The sequence below is a fragment of the Wenzhouxiangella sp. AB-CW3 genome, from assembly GCF_014725735.1.
GTDB lineage: Bacteria > Pseudomonadota > Gammaproteobacteria > Xanthomonadales > Wenzhouxiangellaceae > Wenzhouxiangella.
Genome location: NZ_CP061368.1, coordinates 542,439 through 565,294 on the forward strand (window position 1 = coordinate 542,439; position 22,856 = coordinate 565,294).

Consider the following 22,856-nt stretch of genomic DNA (forward strand, 5'->3'; position numbering starts at 1 on the left):
CCTTCTACTCAACCCTTAAGCGGTGCACTTGACTGCCGGATCTCAGAGCAATGCCGCATCCAGGATGACGGCGCTGTGTCCGGGCAGTTCCATGCGGCCATCGCCTGTCAGACGTCCCCTGGCCAGGCCCGGCCAGTTAAGCTGGATGAGTTGCTCTGGAGTGCCGGGCTGCCTGATCAGGGCTGGCTGATCGGAGAGGTTGAAGGCCAGCAGCAGCCGTTGTTCTCGGCATTCACGCAGAAACATCAGCACTGGCTCGGGGGTGTCTAGAAAGCGGATGCTGCCGCCACGCAGGGCAGGCTGGCGTTGTCGCCATGCAATCAGTTTGCGAAAGCGGTTGAGTATGGAGTCCGGGGTGCTGGATTGATCCTCCACGGCAAGCCGACGGTGACTGTCGGGTATGGGCAGCCACGGTTCGGCCGTGCTGAAACCGGCCAGAGGCGAAGCATTCCACGGAATGGGGGTCCGACAGCCGTCGCGGCCCTTGAAGTCCGGCCAGAAGGCGAGACCGTAGGGGTCCTGCAGTGCCTCGTAGGGCAGCTCGGCTTCGGGCAGCCCCAGTTCCTCGCCCTGGTAGATGCAGGCCGAGCCGCGCAGTGAGCACAGCATGGCCGTGAGCATGAGGGCGAAGTCCTTTGACTGGCCATGGCGTCCCCAGCGGCTGATCACACGCTCCACGTCATGATTGGAAATGGCCCAGCAGGCCCACCCGTCGCCAATGTCGGCTTCCAGCCGTTCCACGGTTGCACGGATATGCGATGCAGAGAAGTCATCGGTCAGCAGTTCGAAACTGTAGCTCATGTGCAGCCGCCCTGGCGCGGCGTACTCGGCCATGGTGGCTACCGAATCCTCCGACGATATCTCTCCCAACGTGGTGGCTCCGGGATACTGATCGAGCAACTGCCGGATGCGTTCGATGAAAGTGATGTTCTCCGGCTGCGTATTGTTGTAGTAGTGAAACTGATAGGCGTAGGGGTTGTCCGGCGAGAAACCTCGCCCGGTGCGCAGGTGGGCCGGCTTGGCCGGATTGTCGCGCAGCTTTCTGTCCTGGTAGCAGAAATTGATTGCATCCAGGCGGAAGCCATCCACGCCGCGATCGAGCCAGAAGCGAAGATTGTCGAGCACGGCATCGACTACTTCGGGGTTGTGAAAATTTAGATCCGGTTGCGAAGCAAGAAAGTTGTGCAGGTAGTATTGGCGGCGTCGCGGGTCCCACTGCCAGGCACCCCCGCCAAAGATCGATAGCCAGTTGTTCGGTGGCGTGCCGTCTTCGCGCGGATCGGCCCACACATACCAGTCGGCCCTGGGGTTGGTTCGGGATTGCCGGCTTTCGATAAACCAGGGGTGTTCACTGGAAGTATGGCTGGGAATCTGGTCAATGATGACTTTCAGTCCGCGCTGGTGGGCCTGCTCAAGCAGTTCGTCGAAATCCTGCAGTGTGCCGAAGATGGGATCGACATCGCGCGAATCGGCCACGTCGTAACCGAAATCCATCATTGGCGACTTGAAAAAGGGCGATATCCAGATCGCGTCCACACCGAGATCGGCGATGTAGTCCAGTCGCGAGATCAGACCCGGAAGGTCACCAATGCCGTCATCGTTGCTGTCCTGGAAACTGCGTGGGTAGACTTGATAGAACAGTCCGCCACGCCACCATTGGTCGTCACTATTGCCCATTGCCTGCTCTTGCATGGATTCGTTGCGGACAAGCGTTGTCCGGTCAGGTTCGTCATTCATGCCTAAAGCTTAACCACCAACGATGCTGTTGCCGATGCCTTGCAAACGTATTCAGATCGAAGATGTTCAGGCTCCTCGTTCGGGCGTGGTTGTTTCCGTCAGGTCATGGCGTTTTGCAAACGTATGCAGCTATGTATACGTTTGCAAGAGATTGTGGGTTCGGCTGACGAATGACTAGCATCGGCAGGGAATTCAGGGCTGTCATGCTGCAGTCTCGTCCTGGCGCCAGGGCGTCACAAAGAGCTACTACACGAACCTTCGGGGATCACGAATCATGAGAAAACCAAACCAGACCAACGCTACCCGGATGATGTCCGGCAACAGGGATAACGAGGGGTTGAAAGAAAAGCTGGCAAGACTTCAATTGCGGCGCAGTGCGCTCTATCTCGCGCTTGCAGCCGGCCTGAGCGCATCCCCAATGGCATTCTCGCAGGGAGAGGAGGATGCGGAAGAGGAAGTCACCGACATCGAGGATGTCATCGTGGTTACCGGCTTTCGCAGCGCTGTCGAGCGTGCCATATCCACCAAGCGTCAGGAGTCCTCGGTAGTCGAGGCTGTTTACGCCGAAGACATCGGCAAGCTGCCCGATGTCAGTATCGCCGAGGCGCTTGCCCGAATGCCCGGCTTGACGGCGCAACGCACCGACGGACGTTCGCAGACCATTTCCATTCGCGGCCTGGGCCCGGACTTCGGGACGGCCATGCTCAACGGTCGTGAACAGGTCACCACGGGCGACAACCGTGGGGTTGAGTTCGATCAGTATCCTTCCGAGCTGCTCGGCTCGGTGGTGGTTTACAAGACCCCGGATGCCACCCTGATCGGCCAGGGTCTGGCCGGCACCGTGGACATGCGCACCATCCGGCCGCTGTCGGCCGGCGAGAGTGTGTTCTCGCTCAACGCCCGCTACGAGTGGAACGAAGATAGCGCTTTCAATCCCGACGGCAGCAGCGATGGCTATCGTGCCAGTGCGATCTACATCGACCAGTTTGACGACAACACGTTTGGTGTGACATTCGGCGCTGCCTTTCAGTCCACCCCCAACCAGGTCGAGCGATTCGAGGCCTGGGGTTTTCCCGATATCGGTGATGGTGAGACCCTGGTTCCGGGCGGTGCGAAGCCCTTCGTGCAATCCAATGAGCTGGAGCGCTTCGGGATGTTGGGCACGCTCGAGTATGCGCCCAATGATGCTTTCAGTACCACGCTTGACGTTTCTTACTCCGATTTCAAGGAAAGACAGATTCTGCGCGGTATCGAGTTCCCGCTCTTCTGGTCGGCAGCTCAGCTTCAGGACGGCTTCACGGTCGACGACGGCCTGATTACCGATGGTGTATTCGAAGACGTTCACGGCGTCATGCGAAGCGACCGCAATGACCGTTCGGCCGAGCTGTTCAATGCCGGATGGAATGTTCGCTACGAGCTGGGTCAGCGCTGGGGCATGGAAACGGACATCAGCTACTCCCGTGCCGAGCGCGAAGACGTGTTGCTTGAGTCGTACGCAGGCACCGGGCCGACCCTGAGTGGCGCCCCGGACACGCTGGGCTTTTCCATTGCACCCAGCGGTGTTGTCCAGTTCGCTCCCTCACTCGACTACGCCGATCCCAACCAGTTCGTGCTGACCGATCCGCAGGGTTGGGGCGCGGGGGCGGATCCGGATCCGCTGACCCAGGCCGGTTTTATCAACAACCCGGACACGACCGACTGGCTGGGCCGCGCACGTTTGCAGCTCGATCGCGCCTTTGATGCCGGGCCGTTCAGCCAGGGCCTGGTCGGTGTGGACTTTGGTCGTCGCGACAAGTCGCGATCCATCGGGCAAAGCTTCCTGGTGCCGCCGGGTGGGGCGGACTCCGCCGATATCCCGGAGGGCGCGATGGTGGGCACGACTCCGCTCGACTTCATCGGTATTCCAGGAATGATCTCCTGGAACCCGGGTGATCTGGTCGATAATGTTTACCAGCAAGTACCGGTCGAGTTGTCCTCGTTTGCCGTGCCGCAGGACTGGAACGTGCGCGAGGACGTCTTCACGACCTTCCTGAAGCTCAACATCGATACTCTGATGGGCGATATGCCGGTGACCGGTAATGTTGGCGTGCAGGCGGTGCATACTGACCAGACCGCCAGCGGCTTTCGTGTTGCCGGCGCCGAGGTCGGTGCCGGTGTGGCCGAAGGTTCGTTCATTCCGGTCGAGGACGGCGATGACTACTGGCGTATTCTGCCCAGTCTCAACCTGCGTATTGATGTGGCGGACAACCAGGTTGTCCGACTCGGTGCCTCCCGCGTCATGGCCCGTCCGCGCATGGACCAGCTCAATGCCAGCTTGGCACTCAACACCGACTTCACTGCCCTCGAGTCCACTGATCCACAGCAATCCTTCTTCAGTGCCGGTGGCGGTAACCCTGCGCTCAGGCCGACCCTGGCCGATACGCTGGATTTGACCTGGGAACGGTATTTTGCCGATGACTCCGGGTACATCGCACTGGCCGGCTACTACAAGGACCTGAGCGATTTCATCAATCCGAATGATTCGTTCATGACCGACTTCTCGGCCTTCATCGATGACTTCCTGACGCCCGAGCAGGCCGCACAGCTTGGAACTCCTCTCGGTTTGACCTCCGGTCCGACCAACCGTGGCAGTGGTTACATCCGGGGTGCAGAGTTCACCACGGCATTGCAGGCTTCGAGGTTCTCACCGGCCCTGGATGGGTTCGGCGCGGTGTTCAGCGTCTCCTATACCGATTCCAGTGTTCGCCTGGGTGACTCGGAGGAATCGATCGACGTGCCGGGCCTGTCGGACTGGGTCGTCAACACGACCCTGTTCTATGAAAGAAACGGTTTCGAGGCACGCGTATCACATCGCTATCGCGACGAGTTCCTGTCGGAAGTCTTCGGTCTGAGCGCAACGCGTGTCACCCGCTCCGCACTGTCGGAGAGCATCTTCGATGCACAGGTCAGCTACGAGTTCGATCGCGGCGCCTTCCAGGGGGTGAGCGTCTTTCTCCAGGGTAACAACCTGACCAACGAGCCGTTCACCACATTCGAAGGCGACGACCAGCGGCAGGTGATTGATCGACAGCGGTTCGGAAGAAACTTCATGCTGGGTGCCTCATACCGGTTCTGACCTCCATCAGATCTTGTTCACGAAGTGGACTCTCCCGGTGCCCGCCTTGGTGCTCAACGGCAACAGGGCGGGCTTTTTTGTCCCGGGTGATGGACCGGATGCATGACAATGACTGAAACATCTATTGGCAAGATTCTGATCGTGGGTGGCGGCACTGCCGGCTGGATGGCTGCCGCGGTGCTGGCCAGAACCTTCGGCCGCTCGATGGACATCGAGCTGGTCGAGTCGGAACAGATCGGCATCGTCGGTGTGGGCGAGGCCACCATCCCGCAAATTCGCCTGATCAACCAGTACCTGGGTATCGACGAAGATGAATTCATTCGCGCCACCCAGGGCAGTTTCAAACTTGGCATCCAGTTCAACGGTTGGCACGATCGAGAAGGCAGCTACCTGCATGCATTCGGCGATGTCGGCCGCGGGCTGGGTATCGTGCCCTTCCACCATATATGGCGGCGCGGAGTGGAAGGAGGCCAGGCCGGCGAGCTCTGGGATTACTCGCTCAACACGCGAGCGGCCATGGCCAACTGTTTTGCCCGCATTGGTCCCGGCGAGTCCGAGCCGCTGGGTGGTATCAACTATGCCTTTCATTTCGATGCTTCGTTGTATGCATGCTTTCTCAGAACACTTGCCGAACGCCAGGGTGTGCAACGCACCGAGGGACGCATTATTGCTGTCGAACTCGATGGCGAAAGCCTGCATATCGACCGGGTGCGCCTGGATAGTGGCCAGGAAGTCTCCGCCGATCTGTTCATCGACTGCTCGGGCTTTCGGGGCCTGCTGATCGAACAGGCATTGAAGGCCGGTTACGAGGACTGGACCGAACACCTGCCCTGTGACCGTGCCGTGGCGGTGCCCTGCGCCCATGGTGGACCGATGCGCCCCTACACTCAGGCCACGGCCAGAACCGCCGGGTGGCAGTGGCGCATCCCACTGCAACATCGTGTCGGCAATGGCCATGTCTACTGCAGTCGCTTCATGAGCGAGGACGAGGCCACCCGGGTGCTGCTTGACAATCTCGAAGGCGAGGCGCTGGCCGAGCCGCGCCCGCTGCGCTTCGTCACTGGCCATCGCAAGCGTTTCTGGCATCGCAACTGTGTCGCGCTGGGTCTTGCCTCGGGTTTCATGGAGCCGCTGGAGTCGACCAGCATCCACCTGATTCAGTCCGGTATCAGCCGCTTGTTGACCCTGTTCCCCGACAAGGATTTTGCCCCGGCGCTGATCGACGAATACAACCGCCAGACCCGCGAGGAGTTCGAATACATCCGCGACTTTCTCGTGCTGCACTATCACGCCAATGGCCGCCATGGCGAGCCGTTCTGGGACGAGCGTCGAGAGCACAAGGTCAGCGACCGTCTGGCCACGCGCATGGCGCTGTTCAGGCGCGAGGGCGTGATCTCGCGCTCGGCCAACGAGCTGTTTACCGAAGGCAGCTGGCTGCAGGTGTTGCTGGGCCAGTGCGGAGAACCTGAGCAGGTGCATCCACTGGCTCGCGCCATACCTTCCGAACAGGTCGATGAAGCGCTGCGTGTACTCAAGGGCCGGGTCGACCAGATCGCATCGAGGCTGCCCGGACACGAGGAATTCATTTCGGCCCACTGTAAGGCCGAGCCACTGTGATCGATCTGCGTTTATCCGCGTTCATCTGCGGTTTGAATAAGATCTCGGAGCACACGCCTATGCATCAGTACCGCCACTACCTTTCTCTGCTGTGTCTTGTGATTGTTCTCACTGCCTGCGGCGCGCCGGATCCCGAGCCGACAGACAGTGAACCTCGGGCCGAACGCGATGCTGTGCCTGCAGAAGAAGCAACGACTCCGGGCAACAAGCTTATCGTCTATCAGATAATGACCCGGCTATTCGGCAACACTGAAAGCGCCAACCGCCCCTGGGGCACGCTGGAGGAAAACGGGGTGGGGCGGCTGGCCGATATCAACGATGCCGCCCTGGCCGGTATTGCCGAGCTGGGCACCACCCATATCTGGTACACCGGCATTCCGCGCCATGCCGTGATTCATGACTACACCGAATACGGCATCAGCCTGGACGACCCCGACGTGGTCAAGGGCCGGGCCGGTTCGCCATTTGCCATTCGCGATTACTTCGATGTGCACCCCGACCTGGTCGAGGACCCGGAACGGCGCATCGAAGAATTCCGCGAACTGGTTGAACGCACCCGGGCCCACGGCATGGGCGTGATCATTGACCTGGTGCCAAACCATGTCGCGCGCAATTACCGCTCGCTTTCGCCGCCCGAGGGCGTGAGGGACTTTGGTGTCGACGATGACGACAGCGTGGCCTGGGCGCGCGACAACAGCTTCTACTACATCCCCGGCGAGTGTTTCGAGCTGCCGGAGTGGCCCGACGACTATCGCCCGCTCGGCGGCGAGGACCATCCCCTGGCCGACGGACAGTTCGAGGAGTGTCCGGCCCGATGGACCGGCGACAGCGGCGCGGTGGTCCAGCCCGGATTCAATGACTGGTACGAGACCGTGCGTCTGAACCTGGGTGTTACGCCCGAAGGCGAGCATGCCTTCGACGAGGTGCCGGCCGAACTGGCCAGCACCGATGCCGAGGAACACCATGCCTACTGGCAGGATCGCGACGTGCCGGCCTCCTGGGAGACCTTCCGCGGGGTGGTCGACTTCTGGCTGGACCTGGGTGTGGACGGTTTCCGCTACGACATGGCGCAGATGGTGCCGGTGGCGTTCTGGAGTTACCTCAACAGCCATGTGCGACAGCGCCACCCCGAGGCGGTATTGATCGCCGAGTTCTACGAGCCCGAACGTTACCGCGAGTACCTGCACTCGGGCCTGATGGACTACCACTACGACAAGGTCGAGTTCTACGACGCCACCCGCGCGGTGATGACCGGCGATGGCAGCACCGATGAACTCGTCGAGATCCATGAGCGCAATGCCGATATCGAGCATCACCTGCTGCGCTTTCTGGAAAACCACGACGAGCAGCGCATCGCCAGTCCCGAGTTTGCCGGTGACGCCCGCTTCGGCAAGCCCGGTATGTTGGCCAGCGCCGCCATGGGCACCGCCCCGGTCATGCTTTATTTCGGCCAGGAAGTAGGTGAGCCGGCTGCCGAGGGTGCCGGCTTCGGCCAGGCCAGCCGCACGACCATCTTCGACTACTTCGGCGTGCCCGCCCACCAGCGCTGGATGAACGATGGCGCTTTCGATGGCGGCCAGCTCAGCGAGGAGGAACAGGCGCTACGCGACTACTACGTGCGCCTGATGTCGCTGATCAGTGAGTCGCCGGCCATGATGGGCGAGTATGCCGACATCCACCGCGCCAACCGCGAGCACACCGAGGGTTACGATGACAAGCTGCTGAGCTGGTTGCGCTGGCATGTGGACGAGCAGCTATTACTGATTGCCAACTTTCGCGATGCGGCCTATCTGCCCCTGAACCTCAAGATACCGGCCGAGGCGATGGCCGCCTGGCAACTCGACGATGGTGAGTATCGTCTGGTCGAGCGGATTCGCGGCGACCGGGAAGCCGTCTTGCAGGTGCGAGATGGCGTCGGCCACGTGAACCTGGAACTGGCGCCCCTTGACGCCCTGATCTTTGAGCGGGTGAATGAATGAATCGATTGATTGTTGCGCTCTGGTTTGCGCTGGTCCTTCTTGCCGGCCCGGCGCTGGCCGAACGGCTGGAATACCAGGGTCACGAGCAGGTTGGCGAAACACTGCGCATCGACACCCGGCGTGGCCCGCTGGTGCTCAGCTTCCGCACCGAGGCCGTGGTCGAAGCCTTCTATGATTTCGAGGACAGCGGCGAGCATCCGTCGCGCACCCTGGACCCGAACGCTCAGGCGGTGACCGCCGATCTGGTCGTCGAGGACGAGCGGCTGGTGTTTTCCACCGACCAGCTCAGGGTGAAGATCGACAAGTCGCCACTGAGATTGTCCTACTGGCGCGGCGACGAGCTGCTGATCAGCGAGGAGGGTGGTGCCTTCCTGGAGCGCACGCTGCGCGGTTTTCGTTTTCGTCTGGCCGACGATGACGAGAAACTGCTCGGCGGTGGTCAGCGTGTACTGGGCATGGACCGTCGCGGCCACCGCCTGCGGCTGGAAAATCGGCCGGACTACGGTTACGGCACTGAATCGGATCAGATGTATTTCAGCATTCCCGGCGTGCTGTCGAGTCGCAACTGGATGCTGGTGTTCGACAATGCCGCGCGCGGTCATGCCGACATGGGCTCAACCGAGCCCGACATTCTCCAGTTCGAAGCCGAAGGCGGCCGTCTGGCCTACCTGGTCAGTGCCGGCGATGATTTCGAGCATACGCTCGAGCACTACACCACTGCCAGTGGTCGGCCTCCCATGCCGCCGCGCTGGGCGCTGGGCAACTATGCCTCGCGCTTTGGCTATCGCAGCGAGCAGGAGGCCCGCGATGTGGTGCAGAAACACATCGACAAGGGATTTCCGCTCGATGCCATCGTCATCGACCTGTACTGGTTCGGGCCCGACATCAAGGGCCACATGGGCAACCTGGCCTGGGATCATGAAGCCTGGCCCGATCCGGAGGGCATGATGGCCGACTTTGCCGAGCAGGGGGTGAAAGCCATCCTGGTCACCGAGCCGTTCATTCTCACCACCTCCGATCGCTGGCAGGAAGCGGTGGACGAGCAGGTGCTCGCGCTCAACATGGCCGGCGACCCCAAGACCTTCGATTTCTACTTCGGCAATACCGGCCTGTTGGACTTCTTCAAGCCCGAGACCGGCGACTGGTTTTGGGCCATTCTCAAGGACCTGATGGACCAGGGCGTGGCCGGCTGGTGGGGAGATCTCGGCGAGCCCGAAGTCCATCCACCGTCGACGAAGCATGTCGCCGGCATGGCCAATGAAGTGCACAACGCCTATGGCCACCACTGGGCCGAGTCCATCCATGAACGCCACGTGCGTGACTTCCCCCAGCGGCGTCCCTTCATCATGATGCGCGCCGGCTCCACCGGCTCACAGCGCTACGGCATGATCCCCTGGACCGGCGATGTCGACAGAAGCTGGGACGGCTTCAAGCCGCAGGTGGAACTGGCCCTGCAGATGGGACTGTTCGGCTTTGGCTATATCCATTCCGACCTCGGCGGCTTCGCCGGCGACGAGGAGTTCGATGCCGAGCTCTACACCCGCTGGATGCAATACGGTGTGTTCCAGCCGGTCTACCGCGCCCACGCCCAGGACCAGATTGCACCCGAGCCGGTCTTTCACGACGAGCGCACGCAACGGATCGTGCGCGACTACATCCGGTTGCGCTACCGGCTCATGGGCTACAACTACACCCTGGCCTGGCAGCACAGCACCACCGGCCTGCCGCTGATGCGCCCGCTGTTTTATTCCGATCCCGGCAATCCGGACTATTTCAACGAGACCAATACCTATCTGTGGGGCGATGCCTTCCTGGTCGCGCCGGTGATCGAGCCCGGTGTCGACAGCTGGCCCATCCGCCTGCCCGAAGGCGTCTGGTTCGACTTTTTCGATGGCAGCCGCAATGACGGCGGCCAGGTGCTGGAGGTACCGGTCACGCTCGATACCCTGCCCGTGATGGTTCGCGCCGGCAGCTTCGTACCCAAGGTCGACGTGGTCCAGAGCAGCGATGACTACTCGAGCCGGAATCTCGAACTGCACTACTGGCACGACCGCAGCGTTGACCGTGCCGAGGGCGAGATGATCGAAGACGACGGCCATGCCCGCACCAGCATTGAAGAAGGCCTGTTCGAAAGGCTGACCTTCGACGCGGCAAGTGTCGAGGATGATCTGACACTGACCCTGGAGCGAGAAGGCAGCTACCCCGGCATGCCTGAAACTCGTGAACTCACGGTAGTTGTCCACAATCCGCCGGAAGTCGATGAGATCAGGATTGACGGGGCAAGAGTGGCAGTCGAGGGGTCCGGAGTGGCGACTGATGACGGACAAGCCTGGCTAGACGACGCGGGTCGTCTCCACGTGCGCACCGACTGGAAGCACCCTGGACTTCTGCTCGAGCTCAAGCCTTAGACCTCGCCGTCCTCGGCGCTCATTGATCAAATGTTTTACCGTTCGGGATAAAAGTGGGGGTGTTGGAGTTTACTCCAACTAATTTTACCGATCGGTACAATATGCTGTATCCTCAACAGGAGTCGAGCATATATTCCCGAACGGTAAGATTATGACTGCTTTCGTTCCGGATCATCCGCTGATCCGCACTCCCGACCAGTTTGGCGGACTGCTGCGCGCGCAGCGCAAGGCACAGGGACTGACGCTTGAACAACTGTCCGGCCTGAGTGGGATGGGCATGCGGTTTCTGTCGGAGCTCGAGCGCGGCAAGGCCACCGCCGAGCTGGGCAAGGCGCTGGAGGTTGCCGCCCTGCTCGGGCTGGACTGTTTCCTCGTGCCTCGAGCGCAATCGGCAGCGGGCAAGGGACAAAGCGCCAGTGACGATGCCGGCTGAGCAGAATCGCCTCGACGTCTGGCATGCGGATCGGTTGGTGGGCGGCCTGTGGCGCGACCGACAGGACCGAATCGGGTTTGCTTACGATCCGGGGTGGCTACGGCAGGGATTCAGGATTGGACACGTTCTGCCGCTTCAAGAGGAGCCTTTCGAGGCTGAAGAGGGCATGGCCCACGCCTGGTTTTCCAATCTGCTGCCCGAGGGTGGGGCGCGCGAGCGCATCGTGCGCCATCTCGGCATTGCCGACGACGACTTTGTGTTGTTACGCGAAATCGGCGGCGATTGTGCCGGAGCGTTGCAGGTCGTGCCCGCGGGACAGGCGCTCGACAATCGCGTTGGCGAGGAGCCGCTCGATGCCGGGCGTCTTGATCGAATGCTCCGGCAGCGGGGTCAGGGAATTGTGCCGCGCCCGGGGCAGGGTGACACCTCGCCCCCACGTCTGTCACTGGCAGGAGCCCAGGCCAAGTGTCCCGTCGTGATCCGCGAGGGCGAGTACTTTCTTCCGCGCGGGGTCACGGCTTCCTCCCATATCCTGAAGTTCGAGTTGCCGCAGTGGCGCAACGTGCCGGTCTACGAGGTCTTTCTCAATCGACTGGCCGATGCGATCGGACTGCCCGTTCCCGCGACCTGGCTGGCGCGGAGAAACGATCACCGCTATCTCGTGGTCCAGCGTTTCGATCGGGAAGCGGGGTCCGGAGGTTTGCATCGACTGCACCAGGAGGACTTCTGTCAGATTGCCGGTTTGCGCGCCACGCGCAAGTACCAGGCCGAGGGCGGGCCCGGACTGGCCGAGTGTGCGAGCTGGATTCGGGATTTGAGCGAACGGCCCGCCGAGGATCTCCTGAACCTGTTGCGCTGGCAGATCTTTAACTGGCTGGCGGGAAACTCGGATGGTCACGCCAAGAACCTGGCGCTGCTGCAGGTCGGGCGCAACACCAACCGCTGGCGATTGGCGCCGTTCTACGATCTGGTCTGTACCCGCGCCTGGCCCGATCTGGATCGGCATCTGGCCATGCACGTCGGCGGAGAATCGGATCCTGGCCGCATCGATGCCCGACACTGGCGGGCGTTGGCCCGCGACCTGGGTATGCGCGAGCGCTTCGTGGTCAGGGAAGTGGGCCGCATGGCCGGGCAGATCGCGGACCAGTTGCCGTCGGTCCGAAAGGCACTCGAAGACATCAACGGCGACTTGCCCATGTTGCAGCAGCCTGAACAGGTCATTCGCACACAACTACGCCTGGCTCGCGAACTTGATGGGTAATGTCGATCTTACACTCAAGCAATATCTCGGGCAGGAATGAGGGTGATCCGAACATTGATCCCTTGAATACGTTTTCATTGCCTTTCAAGCCCGTGCCCGGCCTTCTATGATCGTCGGAGCTTTCGTTGGTGAATGCACCAACGCTTGATTCTGGCTTCACAGCGGGACATGCGAATGCAAAACAAACCGGCCCTGTCGTTCTGGCAGATATGGAACATGTCGTTCGGTTTTCTGGGGATCCAGTTCGGCTGGGGTCTGCAGATGGCCAACATGTCGGCCATCTATCAGATGCTCGGCGCGGAGGAAGCCCAGCTGCCCATTCTCTGGTTGGCCGCGCCGGTCACCGGGCTGGTGGTTCAGCCCATTGTCGGTTACATGAGCGACCGCACCTGGAACCGGATGGGACGGCGCCGGCCCTATTTCCTGGCCGGCGCCATCTGTGCCTCGATCGCGCTGATCTTCATGCCCAACTCGCCCACGCTGTGGGTGGCCGCCGGACTGTTGTGGATACTCGATGCCTCGGTCAATGTCTCGATGGAACCATTCCGCGCCTTCGTCGCCGACAAACTGCCCGTTCGCCAGCGCCCGCGCGGCTACGCCATGCAGAGCCTGTTTATCGGGGCCGGCGCGGTCATGGCCTCGGCGCTGCCCTGGGTGCTGACCAACTTCTTCGGCGTGGCCGGTACTGCGCCCGAAGGCCAGATACCGCCGGCGGTGCACTTCGCCTTTTATACCGGCGCCGGGGTCTTCCTGATCGCTGTGATCTGGACCGTGGTTTCGACACCGGAGTATCCGCCCGAGGACATGGAAGCCTTCGAGCGCATGAAGGCCGAACGCCGGGGCGTGAGCGGTTTCTTCAAGGAGCTGTGGTGGGGCATTCTCAACATGCCGCCGACCATGCGCCAGCTTGCCCTGGCCCAGTTCTTTACCTGGATGGCGTTGTTTTGCATGTGGATCTACTACTCCCCGGCCATCGCCCGCACGGTATTCGATGCCCAATCCGGCACGCCGGAGTACTCTGCGCTGGTCGCCCAGGCCGGGCAGTGGACCGGGGTGAGTTTTGCCGTCTACAACTTGGTTTGTTTCTTCTTCGCCTTCGTGTTGTTGCGACTGGCGCGATACTACTCTCCCAAGGCCATTCACATGGTCTGCCTGGTCATCGGTGGTTTCAGCCTGATGTCGGTGGCGGTCATTCCGACACAGCAGTTGCTGCTGGTCGCCATGGTCGGCGTGGGTATTGCCTGGGCCTCGATCCTGGCCATGCCCTACGCGATTCTCTCCAACTGCCTGCCGCCGGAGAAGATGGGCTTTTACATGGGCGTGTTCAATTTCTTCATCGTGTTGCCGCAGATCGTCATTGCGGTGGGACTGGGACAGGTACTGTCGTTCATCCCCGGCGCGACCTCGGTGCATGTCATGGTCGGAGGCGGGGTGGCCATGCTGTTGGCTTCCGTGTTCATGCTGCGCGTGCGCGAAGTCGAAACCCCGGCCGAGTTGGCCCCGGCGCGCACATGAGCCGGTTGACTGCAATCAGGAACGTGTCGTTCATGCTGGTCGTGGTGGCCGGGATTGCTGCCTGCGGTTCATCCGGTGACGATATCGAGCGCAATGTCTCCGAGCCGACCGAGCCGGAAGCCCCTTTGGCCGACATTTACGGCACGCTGGAGCCGTTTGCCGCAGAGGCGATCTACTTCGTCATGACCGACCGTTTCGTCAACGGCGATCCCGACAACGATCATCGCGACCAGGGTGGCGAGCATCCCACCTTCGATATCCCGCTGCCCGAGTGCGACGGCGTGGCTGGCAACATCGGTTATCTGGGCGGTGACTTCCGCGGTCTGCTCGACCATGCCGATTACATTCGCGAGATGGGATTTACCGCGGTCTGGATCACGCCGATTGCCGACAATCCCGACCAGGCCTTCGCCGGCGGCGATGAGATCGAATGCGACAGCATGCTCACCGACCACGGCAAGACCGGTTATCACGGCTACTGGGCGACCAACTTCTACCAGACCGACGAGCACCTGGTCAGTCCCGGCCTGGACTTTCCGGAACTGACCGCCGGCATGGCCGAGGCGGAGCTCAAGGTCGTGCTCGATATTGTCGGCAATCACGGCTCGCCGGGCTGGACCATGCCCGAGCCGCAACCGGGTTTCGGTCAGTTGTTCGACGCCGACGGCAAACTGATTGCCGATCACGAAAATCGGCATCCGAACGATCTCGACCCGGAGAACAAGCCGCTGCATGCATTCTTTCGCACCGAGCCCAGCCTGGCCGAGCTGGCCAGTTTCGATCCCGACAATCCCGAAGTGGTCGAGTACCTGATCGGCGCCTTCGAGCGCTGGGTGGAGCAGGGCGCGGCGGCATTTCGTATCGATACCATGGCCTACATGCCGAAGTCGTTCTGGAAGGAAGTCTCTGACCGGATTGGCGCACTCGAGCCGGGGTTTTTCATGTTCGGCGAGGTCTGGAGCGAAGACCCGGAAGAAATTGCTCCGTACACGCATGAGGACAACGGCGGGTTCAGTGCGCTGGACTTTCCCCTGCAGGGGCGTCTGCGCGAGGTGTTCGAGGACCCCGATGGCGACTTCGCCCGTCTGGACGATTACCTGCACCTGGACCATACCCCCTATCGCAATGCCTACGAGCTGGTGACCTTCTACGACAACCACGACATGGCCCGTTTCGATGGCGGCGAGAACGGCCTGATCAACGTGCACAACTGGTTGTTCACCGCGCGCGGCATTCCGTCGGTCTATTACGGTTCGGAGATGGCTTTCAAGGCCGGACGCGCCGAGCACCAGGGCAATCGCAACTACTTCGGCGTTGCGGGCATCGAAAAGGCGCGTCATCACCCGGTGCGAGAAGCACTCACCCGCATCGCCCGGCTGCGCGAGAATCACATCGCCCTGCAGAAAGGGCGCCAGGTCATGCTCGAACTGCAAGGCCACCGCGCCGCCTTCTACCGCGTCTTCCAGCACGACGGTGTCAGCCAGACCGCGCTGGTACTTCTGAACAAGGGACCGGAACCCCAGACCTTCAGCATCGGCACCGGCCTGCAGTCCGGCCGCTGGAACGCACCGCTGAATGGCGACTATGTCGACATCACCGAAGGCGAATCCCTGGACACGACCGTGCCGCCCACGGGCATCAAGGTCTACGTGCTCGAAGATCCCGTAACCGATCCGGAGTTGCTTGGGCTACTCTGAGGAGAGGCAAGGGTGAAGTGTGAAGTGTGAAGTGTGAAGTGTGAAGTGTGAAGTGTGAAGTGTGAAGTGTGAGGGGCTTGCGGCTGGGTATTTTGGAGGAATGAGCTTTGTGTGGCTTCGGTTGGGGAAGGGTGTTAGGTGTTAGGTGTTAGGTCGAAGCCGCAGCCAATCAGATCACTTACACTGCATGCCGCAAGCCGTTCTTAACACTTCACACTTAACACTATCCTCCCCCCGTCGACCCCCGCACGATCAGCTCCCCGGGAATCGTGCTGCATTCGATCTTTTCGCCGGCGATAAGCCTGAGCAGGTTTTCGACCAGAGCCTGGCCGGCGGCAATGGTGTCCTGGCGCAGCGTGGTCAGGGCCGGGCGGCAGTACTGGGCCATGGGAATGTCGTCGAAACCGGCCACGGCCACGTCGCCGGGCACATCCAGCCCGGCGTTGAATACTGCCTGCATTGCGCCGATGGCGATCAGATCGCTGGCACCGAATACAGCATCGAGTTCCACATCACGATCGAGCAACTCCTGCGTGGCTTCGAGGCCGGAGCGCTCGGTGGTGATGGCGTCAACCTGCAGTTCGGGGTCGACTTTCAGTCCCGCGGCTTCCAGCGCCTTGCGGTAGCCGCGGTAGCGGTCGTTGAACTCGGGGTAGTGACTGGAAGCCTCGCCGATGAACGCGATGCGCTTGCAGCCTTGTTCGATCAGGTGCCGGGTGACGGCTTCGCCGCCGCCGATGTTGTCAGATCCGATCGCCAGCCCCGGCTGGTCCGGGCGGGTCGCACCCCAGCGCACGAAATGCGCACCACCGGCGGTGAGGCGTTCCAGCTTGGCGCGGTATTCCAGGTAATCGCCGTAGCCGAGCAGAATCAGGCCGTCGGCCTTGTGCGTGTTTTCGTAGTCGGCCTGCCAATCGTCGGAAAGTTGCTGGAAGGAGACCAGCAGGTCCTGGTCGGCAGCAGCGGCCGCGCGCGTGATCGAGGCCAGGATGGACAGGAAGAAGGGGTTGATCAGCGAGTGGTCGTCGGTGGGGTCCTCGAACAGCAACAGCGCCAGAGTATTGGAGCGCTGGGTGCGCAGGTTGGAGGCGCTCTTGTCGACCTTGTAATTGAGCTCTCGGGCGATGGCCTCGATACGCTCGCGGGTCTCCTTATTGACCAGTGGAGAGCCGCGCAGGGCCCGGGATACGGTGGCCTGTGACACGCCCGCGCGCATGGCGATATCCAGGGAGTTGGGCTTTCCCTTTATCGGCGACACGATGTGGACGTGGCTTGCTTCATCATGCCAATGAGTGTACTCCAGCTCGGGTGTTGGCTTTTCCGCGGCATTTACATTTCCTGAAGCCCCGAGCAGGCCCGGGCCAGGCGCCCGATGCGATCCCAGTCCCCGGCGGCAATCGCGCCTTCGGGGACCATCCATGAGCCGCCCACGGCAATCACATTGGGCAGGGCCAGGTACTCGGCGGCGTTCTCCATGGTCACGCCACCGGTGGGCACGAAGCTGACCTGCGGCAGGGGGCCGTTCCAGGCCCTGAGCATGGCCGGGCCGCCGGCGGCCTGGGCGGGGAAGAATTTGAAATGGCTGTGGCCGTGTTCCAGCCCGAGCATGATTTCCGAGGCGCTGGCCACGCCGGGTATCAGCGGCAGCGGGGCGTCGGCGCTGGCGCGATAGAGCCTGTCGGTGCATCCCGGGGCGATGGCAAAGCGTGCGCCCACGGCGGCGGCGCGATCCAGGTCGCGACCGGACAACACGGTACCGGCGCCGACCACGGCATCCGGTACCTCTCTGGCAATGCGCTCGATGGCATCGAAGGCTTGCGGCGTTCTGAGCGTCACTTCCAGCAACTCCAGCCCGGCATCGACCAGTGTTCGGGCCAGTTCGGGTGCGCGCTCAGCCGATTCGATACGGATGACGGGAATGACGGTGCAATCGGCAAACAGGGCGCCAGCAGAATGATGGGCTTTGGAATTCATGTCTCGGAATGCTCGCTGTGTTCGGGTGAAAGCATGCTCAGCGCGGCGCCGAGCAGGCCGGGTTCGGGGTGGGTGACGACGATGATCTGCACCTGCTCGAGATGGGCGGCAAAGCGGCCCTTATCGAGAAAGCGTTCGCGAAAGGCGCTGGATTTCAGAAACGGGATGAAGCGCGGCACGATGCCGCCGGCAATCGCCAGCGTGGCCGCGCCATGAATCAATGCCGCATCACCGGCCACGCTGCCCAGGATGGCGCAAAAGCGGGCCAGGGCCGCGCGCGCCGTGCGCTCTTCTCCGTCCAGGGCGGCTTGCACCACGTCGGCCGGATCACGCAGTTGCTGATCCGACAATTCGGTCTTGGCAGGCGGGACTCCGGCCAGGGCGGCGTGGATTTTTGAAAGCCCCGAACCCGACAGCGCGCGCTCGACCGATACCCGACCATGGCGGGCGGCCAGCCATTGATGGATCTGCTCCTCCTCGCTACCCAGCGGTGCATAACTGACATGTCCGCCTTCGGTCTCGATCACCCGCCATTGATGTGCCGGGCAGTCGACCAGCAATGCCATGCCCAGCCCCGTACCGGGACCGATAACGCTGATCGGAGTCTGCAGCCGCTGCCGATCAGGTCCGTTGAGCCACTCGAACTCGCCGGGCTCCAGGGCGGGCGTGGCGCGGGCAGTGGCCCCGAAGTCATTGAGCACCTGCAAGTCCGAAAAATCCAATGTTCTGGCTAGTTCAAGCCGGTTGAACGACCAGGCCCGGTTGGTCAGGCGGATGTCATCGCCGCGTACCGGGCTGGCCACGGCAAGAGCCGCTTGTTCGGGGCGCACCCCTACGCCGGACAGGTAATGGCTGGCGGCCTGTTGCAGGCTGGCGAAATCGGCCGTTGGCAAGCGCGCGATGTCGCGCAGAATCGGTCGCTGCTCGTTCGGTTCGGCCAGGGCGAAGCGGGCATTAGTGCCGCCGATATCGCCAACCAGGACCGGCTCGAGCATTACCGACGCTCTCCGGGGGTGTCGAACAGGATGGAGCCACCCTGTTCGGCCTGGCCGGCAGCGGCGCGGGCGTGGCCAAACAGTTCGCGTCCGGTGCCGAAGTGAAAGCGCTCGGTATCGACGACAAATGCGGCCCGCCCGGCCAGCGTGTCGTCATCCAGCGCGGTCGAGATCAGTCCGCGATCGGCATCGATCGTGATGGGCTCGCCATCGGCGATCTTGCCGATGGCCCCGCCGGCCACCGCTTCGGGAACCACATGAATGGCCGCCAGCACCGATCCCGAGGCTCCCGACATGCGTCCGTCGGTCAGCAGCGCCACGCGCTGGCCACGATCCTGCAATACCTGCAGGGTGGGAGTGAGCTTGTGCAGCTCGGGCATGCCGTTGGCGCCCGGGCCCTGGCCGCGGATAACGGCCACGAAGTCGCCACTCAGATCATCGTTGGCAAAGGCTTCGAGCAGGTCGTCTTGCGAGTCGAACACTTTTGCTGGCGCTTCGATGCGGCGATGTTCCGGGGCCACCGCCGAGATCTTGACGATGGCGCGGCCGAGATTGCCCTTCAGCAGGCGAATGCCGCCTTCTTTCGAGAACGGCTCGGCCACCGGGCGCACGATCTGGGTGTCCAGTGATTCCCGTGCTCCGTCTCGCCAGGTCAGTTGATCGCCATCCAGGCCCGGCTCTTGCGCCTGCGCATTGAGATCGCCGCCATGCACGCAGCGGATATCGGGATGCAGCAGGCCCGCGCTCAGCAGTTCCCGAATCACCAGGGCCAGCCCGCCGGCGGCGTGGAAATGATTGACGTCGGCCTGGCCGTTGGGATAGAGGCGCGCGAGCAGGGGCGTGGCGCGGGAGAGCTCGTCGAGATCGTCCCAGTCGACGATCAGTCCGGCCGCGCGTGCCATGGCCACCAGGTGAATGGCATGGTTGGTCGACCCCCCGGTGGCGGCCAGGCCGACCATGGCATTGACCAAGGCTTTCTCGTCAACGGTGTGACCGATCGGCGTGTAGTGCTCGCCCTCGGCTGTGATCTCGCAGGCACGTTCACCGGCCGCCAGGGTCAGCGCATCGCGCAACGGGGTGTTGGGGTTGATGAACGCAGCCCCCGGCAGATGCAGGCCCATGACCTCCATCAGCATCTGATTGGAGTTGGCCGTACCGTAGAAGGTGCAGGTGCCCGGTGCGTGGTAGGACTGCGACTCGGCCTCGAGCAGGTCCTCGCGGCTGGCCTTGCCCTCGGCATGCAGCTTGCGAATGCGCGCCTTCTCGCTGTTGGGCAGGCCGGACGGCATCGGGCCTGCCGGCACCATGATCACCGGCAGATGACCGAAGGCCAGCGCGCCGATGATCAGCCCCGGCACGATCTTGTCGCACACCCCGAACATCACGGCGGCATCGAAGGTGTTGTGCGACAGGGCCACGGCCGTGGCCTGGGCGATGACATCGCGCGAGAACAGCGAGAGCTCCATGCCGGGCTGGCCCTGGGTGACGCCGTCGCACATGGCCGGCACGCCGCCGGCGAACTGGGCGGTGCAGCCTTTCGATTGGGCGGCCAGCTTGATCAGGCCCGGGAACTTGTCGAAAGGCTGGTGAGCCGAGAGCATGTCGTTGTAGGCCGAGACGATGCCGATGTTGGGCCGCTGCATGGCCTTGAGCACCGGCTTGTCATCGCCGGCCGCGGCAAAGGCATGGGCCAGATTGCCGCAACTGATGTGGCTCCTGGCGGGGCCGGCATCGCGGGCCCGGTCGATGCGTTCCAGGTAGTCCGAGCGCAGGCGCTCGCTGCGCCGGGCGATGCGTTCGGTGACTTTCTCGATGACGGGATTGAGTGCCATGTCAGGGACTCCAGAAGACATTCAGGCGCTTGCCGGCGGCGCGGATCAGGGCCGCGATCGGCAGCGTTTCGGGGTCGGCATCGGCGCGGGCGGCTTCTTCCAGCACCAGGCGCTTGTCCTCGCCGGTGATCAGCAGGATCAGCTCGCGGGCATGAAGCAGGCGGGCCAGGGTCAGGCTGATGCGGGCAAACGGGGCGTCGGGGGGTAGCGGGTCGGGGGTGACGACCAGAGCCGTCTCCCGGCTGTCGGGATCAAGCCCCTCGGCCAGGGCGGGTGAATGCGGAAACAGCGAGGCGAAATGGCCATCACCGCCCATGCCCAAAACCACCGCATCAAAGGGTTCGGGCAGAGTGGCCACAACCTGGCGTGCGGTTCCGGTATCCGGGTTGGTACCGGGGGCTTCCGGAACAAGGCGTCCAAGTTGGAGCGGCTGTTTGCCGAACTGCCGGGAGATTTGCAGGTGATTGCTGGCTGGATCGGTTGCCGGCACCCAGCGTTCGTCGCTGGGCAGTGCGGTGACGTTCTCCCAGGGCAGGTCAGCGCGCGCGAGTGCAGCATATAGAGGCATGGGCGTACTCCCGCCGGCAAGCACCATGCTTGCCTGTTCTCGCTGGCCCAGACCGCTGGTCAGGCTGGCCTGAATATGGCGGGCAAGCCCCTCGATCAGCGATTCGCGGTTGTTGTATGCATGAAGGGTATATTCCATGGTCATTCCCGCCAGCTATGGCCATGGCGCTCGGTAAGCGCGACCGCCGAGCTGGGTCCCCAGGTGCCGGCAGGATAGCCCTTGGGCTCGATGCCCGCCTTGTGCCAGCCGTCGATGATACCGTCGACCCATTCCCATGCCGTTTCGACCTCGTCGCGACGCACGAACAGCGTGCTGTTGCCTTCGAGCGCATCCAGGTAGAGCCGCTCGTAGGCGCTGCGCCGGCGCTTGTCCTCAAAGGCGTCGTGCAGGTTCAGGTCCAGCGCCACCTGGCTGAGTTTGACCCCGTCGCGATCCAGCCCCGGCGTCTTGTTCATCAGGCTCAGCGAGATGCTTTCCTCGGGTTGCAGCCGGATGATCAGCGCATTGGGCTGCATCTGCGCCTCGGCGGCGGGGAAGATCGAATGTGGCACGCTCCTGAACTGGAAGTAGATCTCGGTCATCCGGCGGGGCATGCGCTTGCCGGTTCTGAGATAGAACGGCACCCCCGACCAGCGCCAGTTGTCGATATGGGCGCGCAGTCCGACAAAGGTTTCGGTGCGCGTCTTTTCGCCGACTTCCTCCACATAGCCGGGTACGGCTTTGCCGTCGATGGCGCCGGCGGTGTACTGACCGGCGACACTGTGTCCGGCCAGGTCGGGTCCGCCAATGGGTCTTAGCGATCGCAGCACCTTGATCTTCTCGTTGCGCACCGCCGCCGGCTCGAAATGCGAAGGTGGTTCCATGGCTGTCAGGCACAAAAGCTGGAGCAGATGGTTCTGCACCATGTCGCGCATGGCGCCATATTCATCATAGTAGCCGGCGCGGCCTTCCACGCCCACGGTTTCGGCCACGGTGATCTGCACCTGTTCGACATGCTGTGCGCTCCACAACGGCTCGAACAGCGAGTTGCCGAAGCGCAGGGCCAGCAGGTTCTGCACGCCTTCCTTGCCGAGATAGTGGTCTACCCGGTAGATCTGGCTCTCGCTGAAGGCGCGACCGGTACCGTCGTTGATCTCGCGCGAGCTCGTCAGATCATGCCCGATGGGCTTTTCCAGCATGATCCGGCAGTCAGGGTCGATCAGCCCGGATTCGGCCAGCCGGTCACAGATCGAGGCATACCAGCTCGGTGCGGTGGAAAGGTGGTAGAGCACATTGCCGTTCTTGTGCCGGCCGACCACCTTGGTCAGCTTGGCGAACGAGGCCGCGTCGGAAAGATCGATCGACAGGTACTCGATGCGGTCCAGCAGTCGCCGGACCGGCACATCGTCGGCATGCTCGACGCGTTGGAGCTGTTTCGCGGCCATGTTGCGAAACGCGCTAGTGTCCAGGTCGCTGCGCGCGCAACAGACGATATGCAGCTTCTCGGGCAGCAACTCGTCAACTTCCAGCCCGAGCAGCGAGGGCAGCAGCATGCGCTGGGCGAGATCGCCGGTGGCGCCGAAAATGACCAGCAGGTTGGCGGGTTGTGTCGTCATCGGGGTTGATCCTTGGAGATGGCCCAAGGTTAGTCCGATGTGTGGACTACGTCATCACCTCTGCTCGTGAATACGTTTTCAGTATGGCGCGGATCGTGATGCAACCAGCTTGTCTGGCCGAGCAACGTCA

At 62.4% G+C, this 22,856-nt stretch carries 15 protein-coding genes; 8 read left to right on the forward strand and 7 right to left on the reverse strand.

The features are described 5' to 3' along the window. Positions 1-42: 42 nt before the first annotated feature. Positions 43-1,737: an alpha-glucosidase family protein gene (locus IC757_RS02320; RefSeq protein WP_223846218.1), complete on the reverse strand. Its 1,695-nt coding sequence runs from the start codon at positions 1,735-1,737 to the stop codon at positions 43-45. Positions 1,738-2,011: 274 nt separating this feature from the next. Between IC757_RS02320 and IC757_RS02325 the strand changes: the two genes are divergently transcribed. From IC757_RS02325 to IC757_RS02360, 8 genes are all read left to right on the forward strand, one after another. Then, positions 2,012-4,852: a TonB-dependent receptor gene (locus tag IC757_RS02325; RefSeq protein ID WP_223846219.1), complete on the forward strand. Its 2,841-nt coding sequence runs from the start codon at positions 2,012-2,014 to the stop codon at positions 4,850-4,852. A gap of 108 nt (positions 4,853-4,960) precedes the next feature. After that, complete coding sequence (locus IC757_RS02330; protein ID WP_190975797.1) at positions 4,961-6,469, forward strand: tryptophan halogenase family protein; 1,509 nt, start codon at positions 4,961-4,963, stop codon at positions 6,467-6,469. Positions 6,470-6,528: 59 nt separating this feature from the next. Next, positions 6,529-8,448: an alpha-amylase family glycosyl hydrolase gene (locus IC757_RS02335; RefSeq protein WP_190975798.1), complete on the forward strand. Its 1,920-nt coding sequence runs from the start codon at positions 6,529-6,531 to the stop codon at positions 8,446-8,448. Further along, positions 8,445-10,856, forward strand: coding sequence for a TIM-barrel domain-containing protein (locus IC757_RS02340; RefSeq protein WP_190975799.1), 2,412 nt, complete (start codon positions 8,445-8,447; stop codon positions 10,854-10,856). The genes IC757_RS02335 and IC757_RS02340 overlap by 4 nt, the downstream gene beginning before the upstream one ends. Before the next feature lie 151 nt (positions 10,857-11,007). Next, the gene (locus IC757_RS02345; RefSeq protein WP_190975800.1) at positions 11,008-11,289 is read left to right on the forward strand and encodes a helix-turn-helix domain-containing protein; all 282 of its coding nucleotides are present in this window, start codon (positions 11,008-11,010) and stop codon (positions 11,287-11,289) included. Then, on the forward strand, positions 11,279-12,550 hold the full coding sequence (locus tag IC757_RS02350; RefSeq protein WP_223846327.1) for a type II toxin-antitoxin system HipA family toxin: 1,272 nt from the start codon (positions 11,279-11,281) through the stop codon (positions 12,548-12,550). Before IC757_RS02345 ends, IC757_RS02350 begins: the two co-directional genes overlap by 11 nt. A 174-nt stretch (positions 12,551-12,724) precedes the next feature. Continuing rightward, on the forward strand, positions 12,725-14,065 hold the full coding sequence (locus IC757_RS02355; protein ID WP_190975802.1) for an MFS transporter: 1,341 nt from the start codon (positions 12,725-12,727) through the stop codon (positions 14,063-14,065). Next, complete coding sequence (locus tag IC757_RS02360) at positions 14,062-15,762, forward strand: alpha-amylase family glycosyl hydrolase (protein ID WP_223846220.1); 1,701 nt, start codon at positions 14,062-14,064, stop codon at positions 15,760-15,762. Before IC757_RS02355 ends, IC757_RS02360 begins: the two co-directional genes overlap by 4 nt. A 223-nt stretch (positions 15,763-15,985) precedes the next feature. Here the strand turns inward: IC757_RS02360 and IC757_RS02365 are convergent, their stop codons facing one another. The 6 genes from IC757_RS02365 to zwf form a co-directional block, all read right to left on the reverse strand. Next, positions 15,986-17,020: a LacI family DNA-binding transcriptional regulator gene (locus IC757_RS02365; RefSeq protein ID WP_223846221.1), complete on the reverse strand. Its 1,035-nt coding sequence runs from the start codon at positions 17,018-17,020 to the stop codon at positions 15,986-15,988. 71 nt (positions 17,021-17,091) lie between these two features. Beyond that, positions 17,092-17,736: a bifunctional 4-hydroxy-2-oxoglutarate aldolase/2-dehydro-3-deoxy-phosphogluconate aldolase gene (gene eda, locus IC757_RS02370; protein ID WP_190975803.1), complete on the reverse strand. Its 645-nt coding sequence runs from the start codon at positions 17,734-17,736 to the stop codon at positions 17,092-17,094. Continuing rightward, positions 17,733-18,731, reverse strand: a complete 999-nt coding sequence (gene glk, locus IC757_RS02375) for a glucokinase (RefSeq protein WP_190975804.1) — start codon at positions 18,729-18,731, stop codon at positions 17,733-17,735. The genes eda and glk overlap by 4 nt, the downstream gene beginning before the upstream one ends. Continuing rightward, on the reverse strand, positions 18,731-20,563 hold the full coding sequence (edd, locus tag IC757_RS02380; protein WP_190975805.1) for a phosphogluconate dehydratase: 1,833 nt from the start codon (positions 20,561-20,563) through the stop codon (positions 18,731-18,733). Before edd ends, glk begins: the two co-directional genes overlap by 1 nt. A 1-nt stretch (position 20,564) precedes the next feature. Next, positions 20,565-21,269 carry a 6-phosphogluconolactonase gene (gene pgl / locus IC757_RS02385; protein ID WP_190975806.1) on the reverse strand — a complete coding sequence of 235 codons (705 nt, stop codon included), beginning with the start codon at positions 21,267-21,269 and terminating at the stop codon, positions 20,565-20,567. A gap of 2 nt (positions 21,270-21,271) precedes the next feature. After that, positions 21,272-22,726 (reverse strand): glucose-6-phosphate dehydrogenase, encoded by a 1,455-nt coding sequence (zwf, locus tag IC757_RS02390; RefSeq protein WP_190975807.1) that lies wholly within the window; start codon positions 22,724-22,726, stop codon positions 21,272-21,274. Between the last annotated feature and the right edge of the window lie 130 nt (positions 22,727-22,856).

Bases quoted from the DNA above. Each gene is read 5' to 3' on its own strand.
- IC757_RS02320 (WP_223846218.1), bottom strand. From the start codon at position 1,737: ATGAATGACGAACCTGACCGGACAACGCTTGTCCGCAACGAATCCATG.
- IC757_RS02325 (WP_223846219.1), top strand. From the start codon at position 2,012: ATGAGAAAACCAAACCAGACCAACGCTACCCGGATGATGTCCGGCAAC.
- IC757_RS02330 (WP_190975797.1), top strand. From the start codon at position 4,961: ATGACTGAAACATCTATTGGCAAGATTCTGATCGTGGGTGGCGGCACT.
- IC757_RS02335 (WP_190975798.1), top strand. From the start codon at position 6,529: ATGCATCAGTACCGCCACTACCTTTCTCTGCTGTGTCTTGTGATTGTT.
- IC757_RS02340 (WP_190975799.1), top strand. From the start codon at position 8,445: ATGAATCGATTGATTGTTGCGCTCTGGTTTGCGCTGGTCCTTCTTGCC.
- IC757_RS02345 (WP_190975800.1), top strand. From the start codon at position 11,008: ATGACTGCTTTCGTTCCGGATCATCCGCTGATCCGCACTCCCGACCAG.
- IC757_RS02350 (WP_223846327.1), top strand. From the start codon at position 11,279: ATGCCGGCTGAGCAGAATCGCCTCGACGTCTGGCATGCGGATCGGTTG.
- IC757_RS02355 (WP_190975802.1), top strand. From the start codon at position 12,725: ATGCAAAACAAACCGGCCCTGTCGTTCTGGCAGATATGGAACATGTCG.
- IC757_RS02360 (WP_223846220.1), top strand. From the start codon at position 14,062: ATGAGCCGGTTGACTGCAATCAGGAACGTGTCGTTCATGCTGGTCGTG.
- eda (WP_190975803.1), bottom strand. From the start codon at position 17,736: ATGAATTCCAAAGCCCATCATTCTGCTGGCGCCCTGTTTGCCGATTGC.
- glk (WP_190975804.1), bottom strand. From the start codon at position 18,731: ATGCTCGAGCCGGTCCTGGTTGGCGATATCGGCGGCACTAATGCCCGC.
- edd (WP_190975805.1), bottom strand. From the start codon at position 20,563: ATGGCACTCAATCCCGTCATCGAGAAAGTCACCGAACGCATCGCCCGG.
- pgl (WP_190975806.1), bottom strand. From the start codon at position 21,269: ATGGAATATACCCTTCATGCATACAACAACCGCGAATCGCTGATCGAG.
- zwf (WP_190975807.1), bottom strand. From the start codon at position 22,726: ATGACGACACAACCCGCCAACCTGCTGGTCATTTTCGGCGCCACCGGC.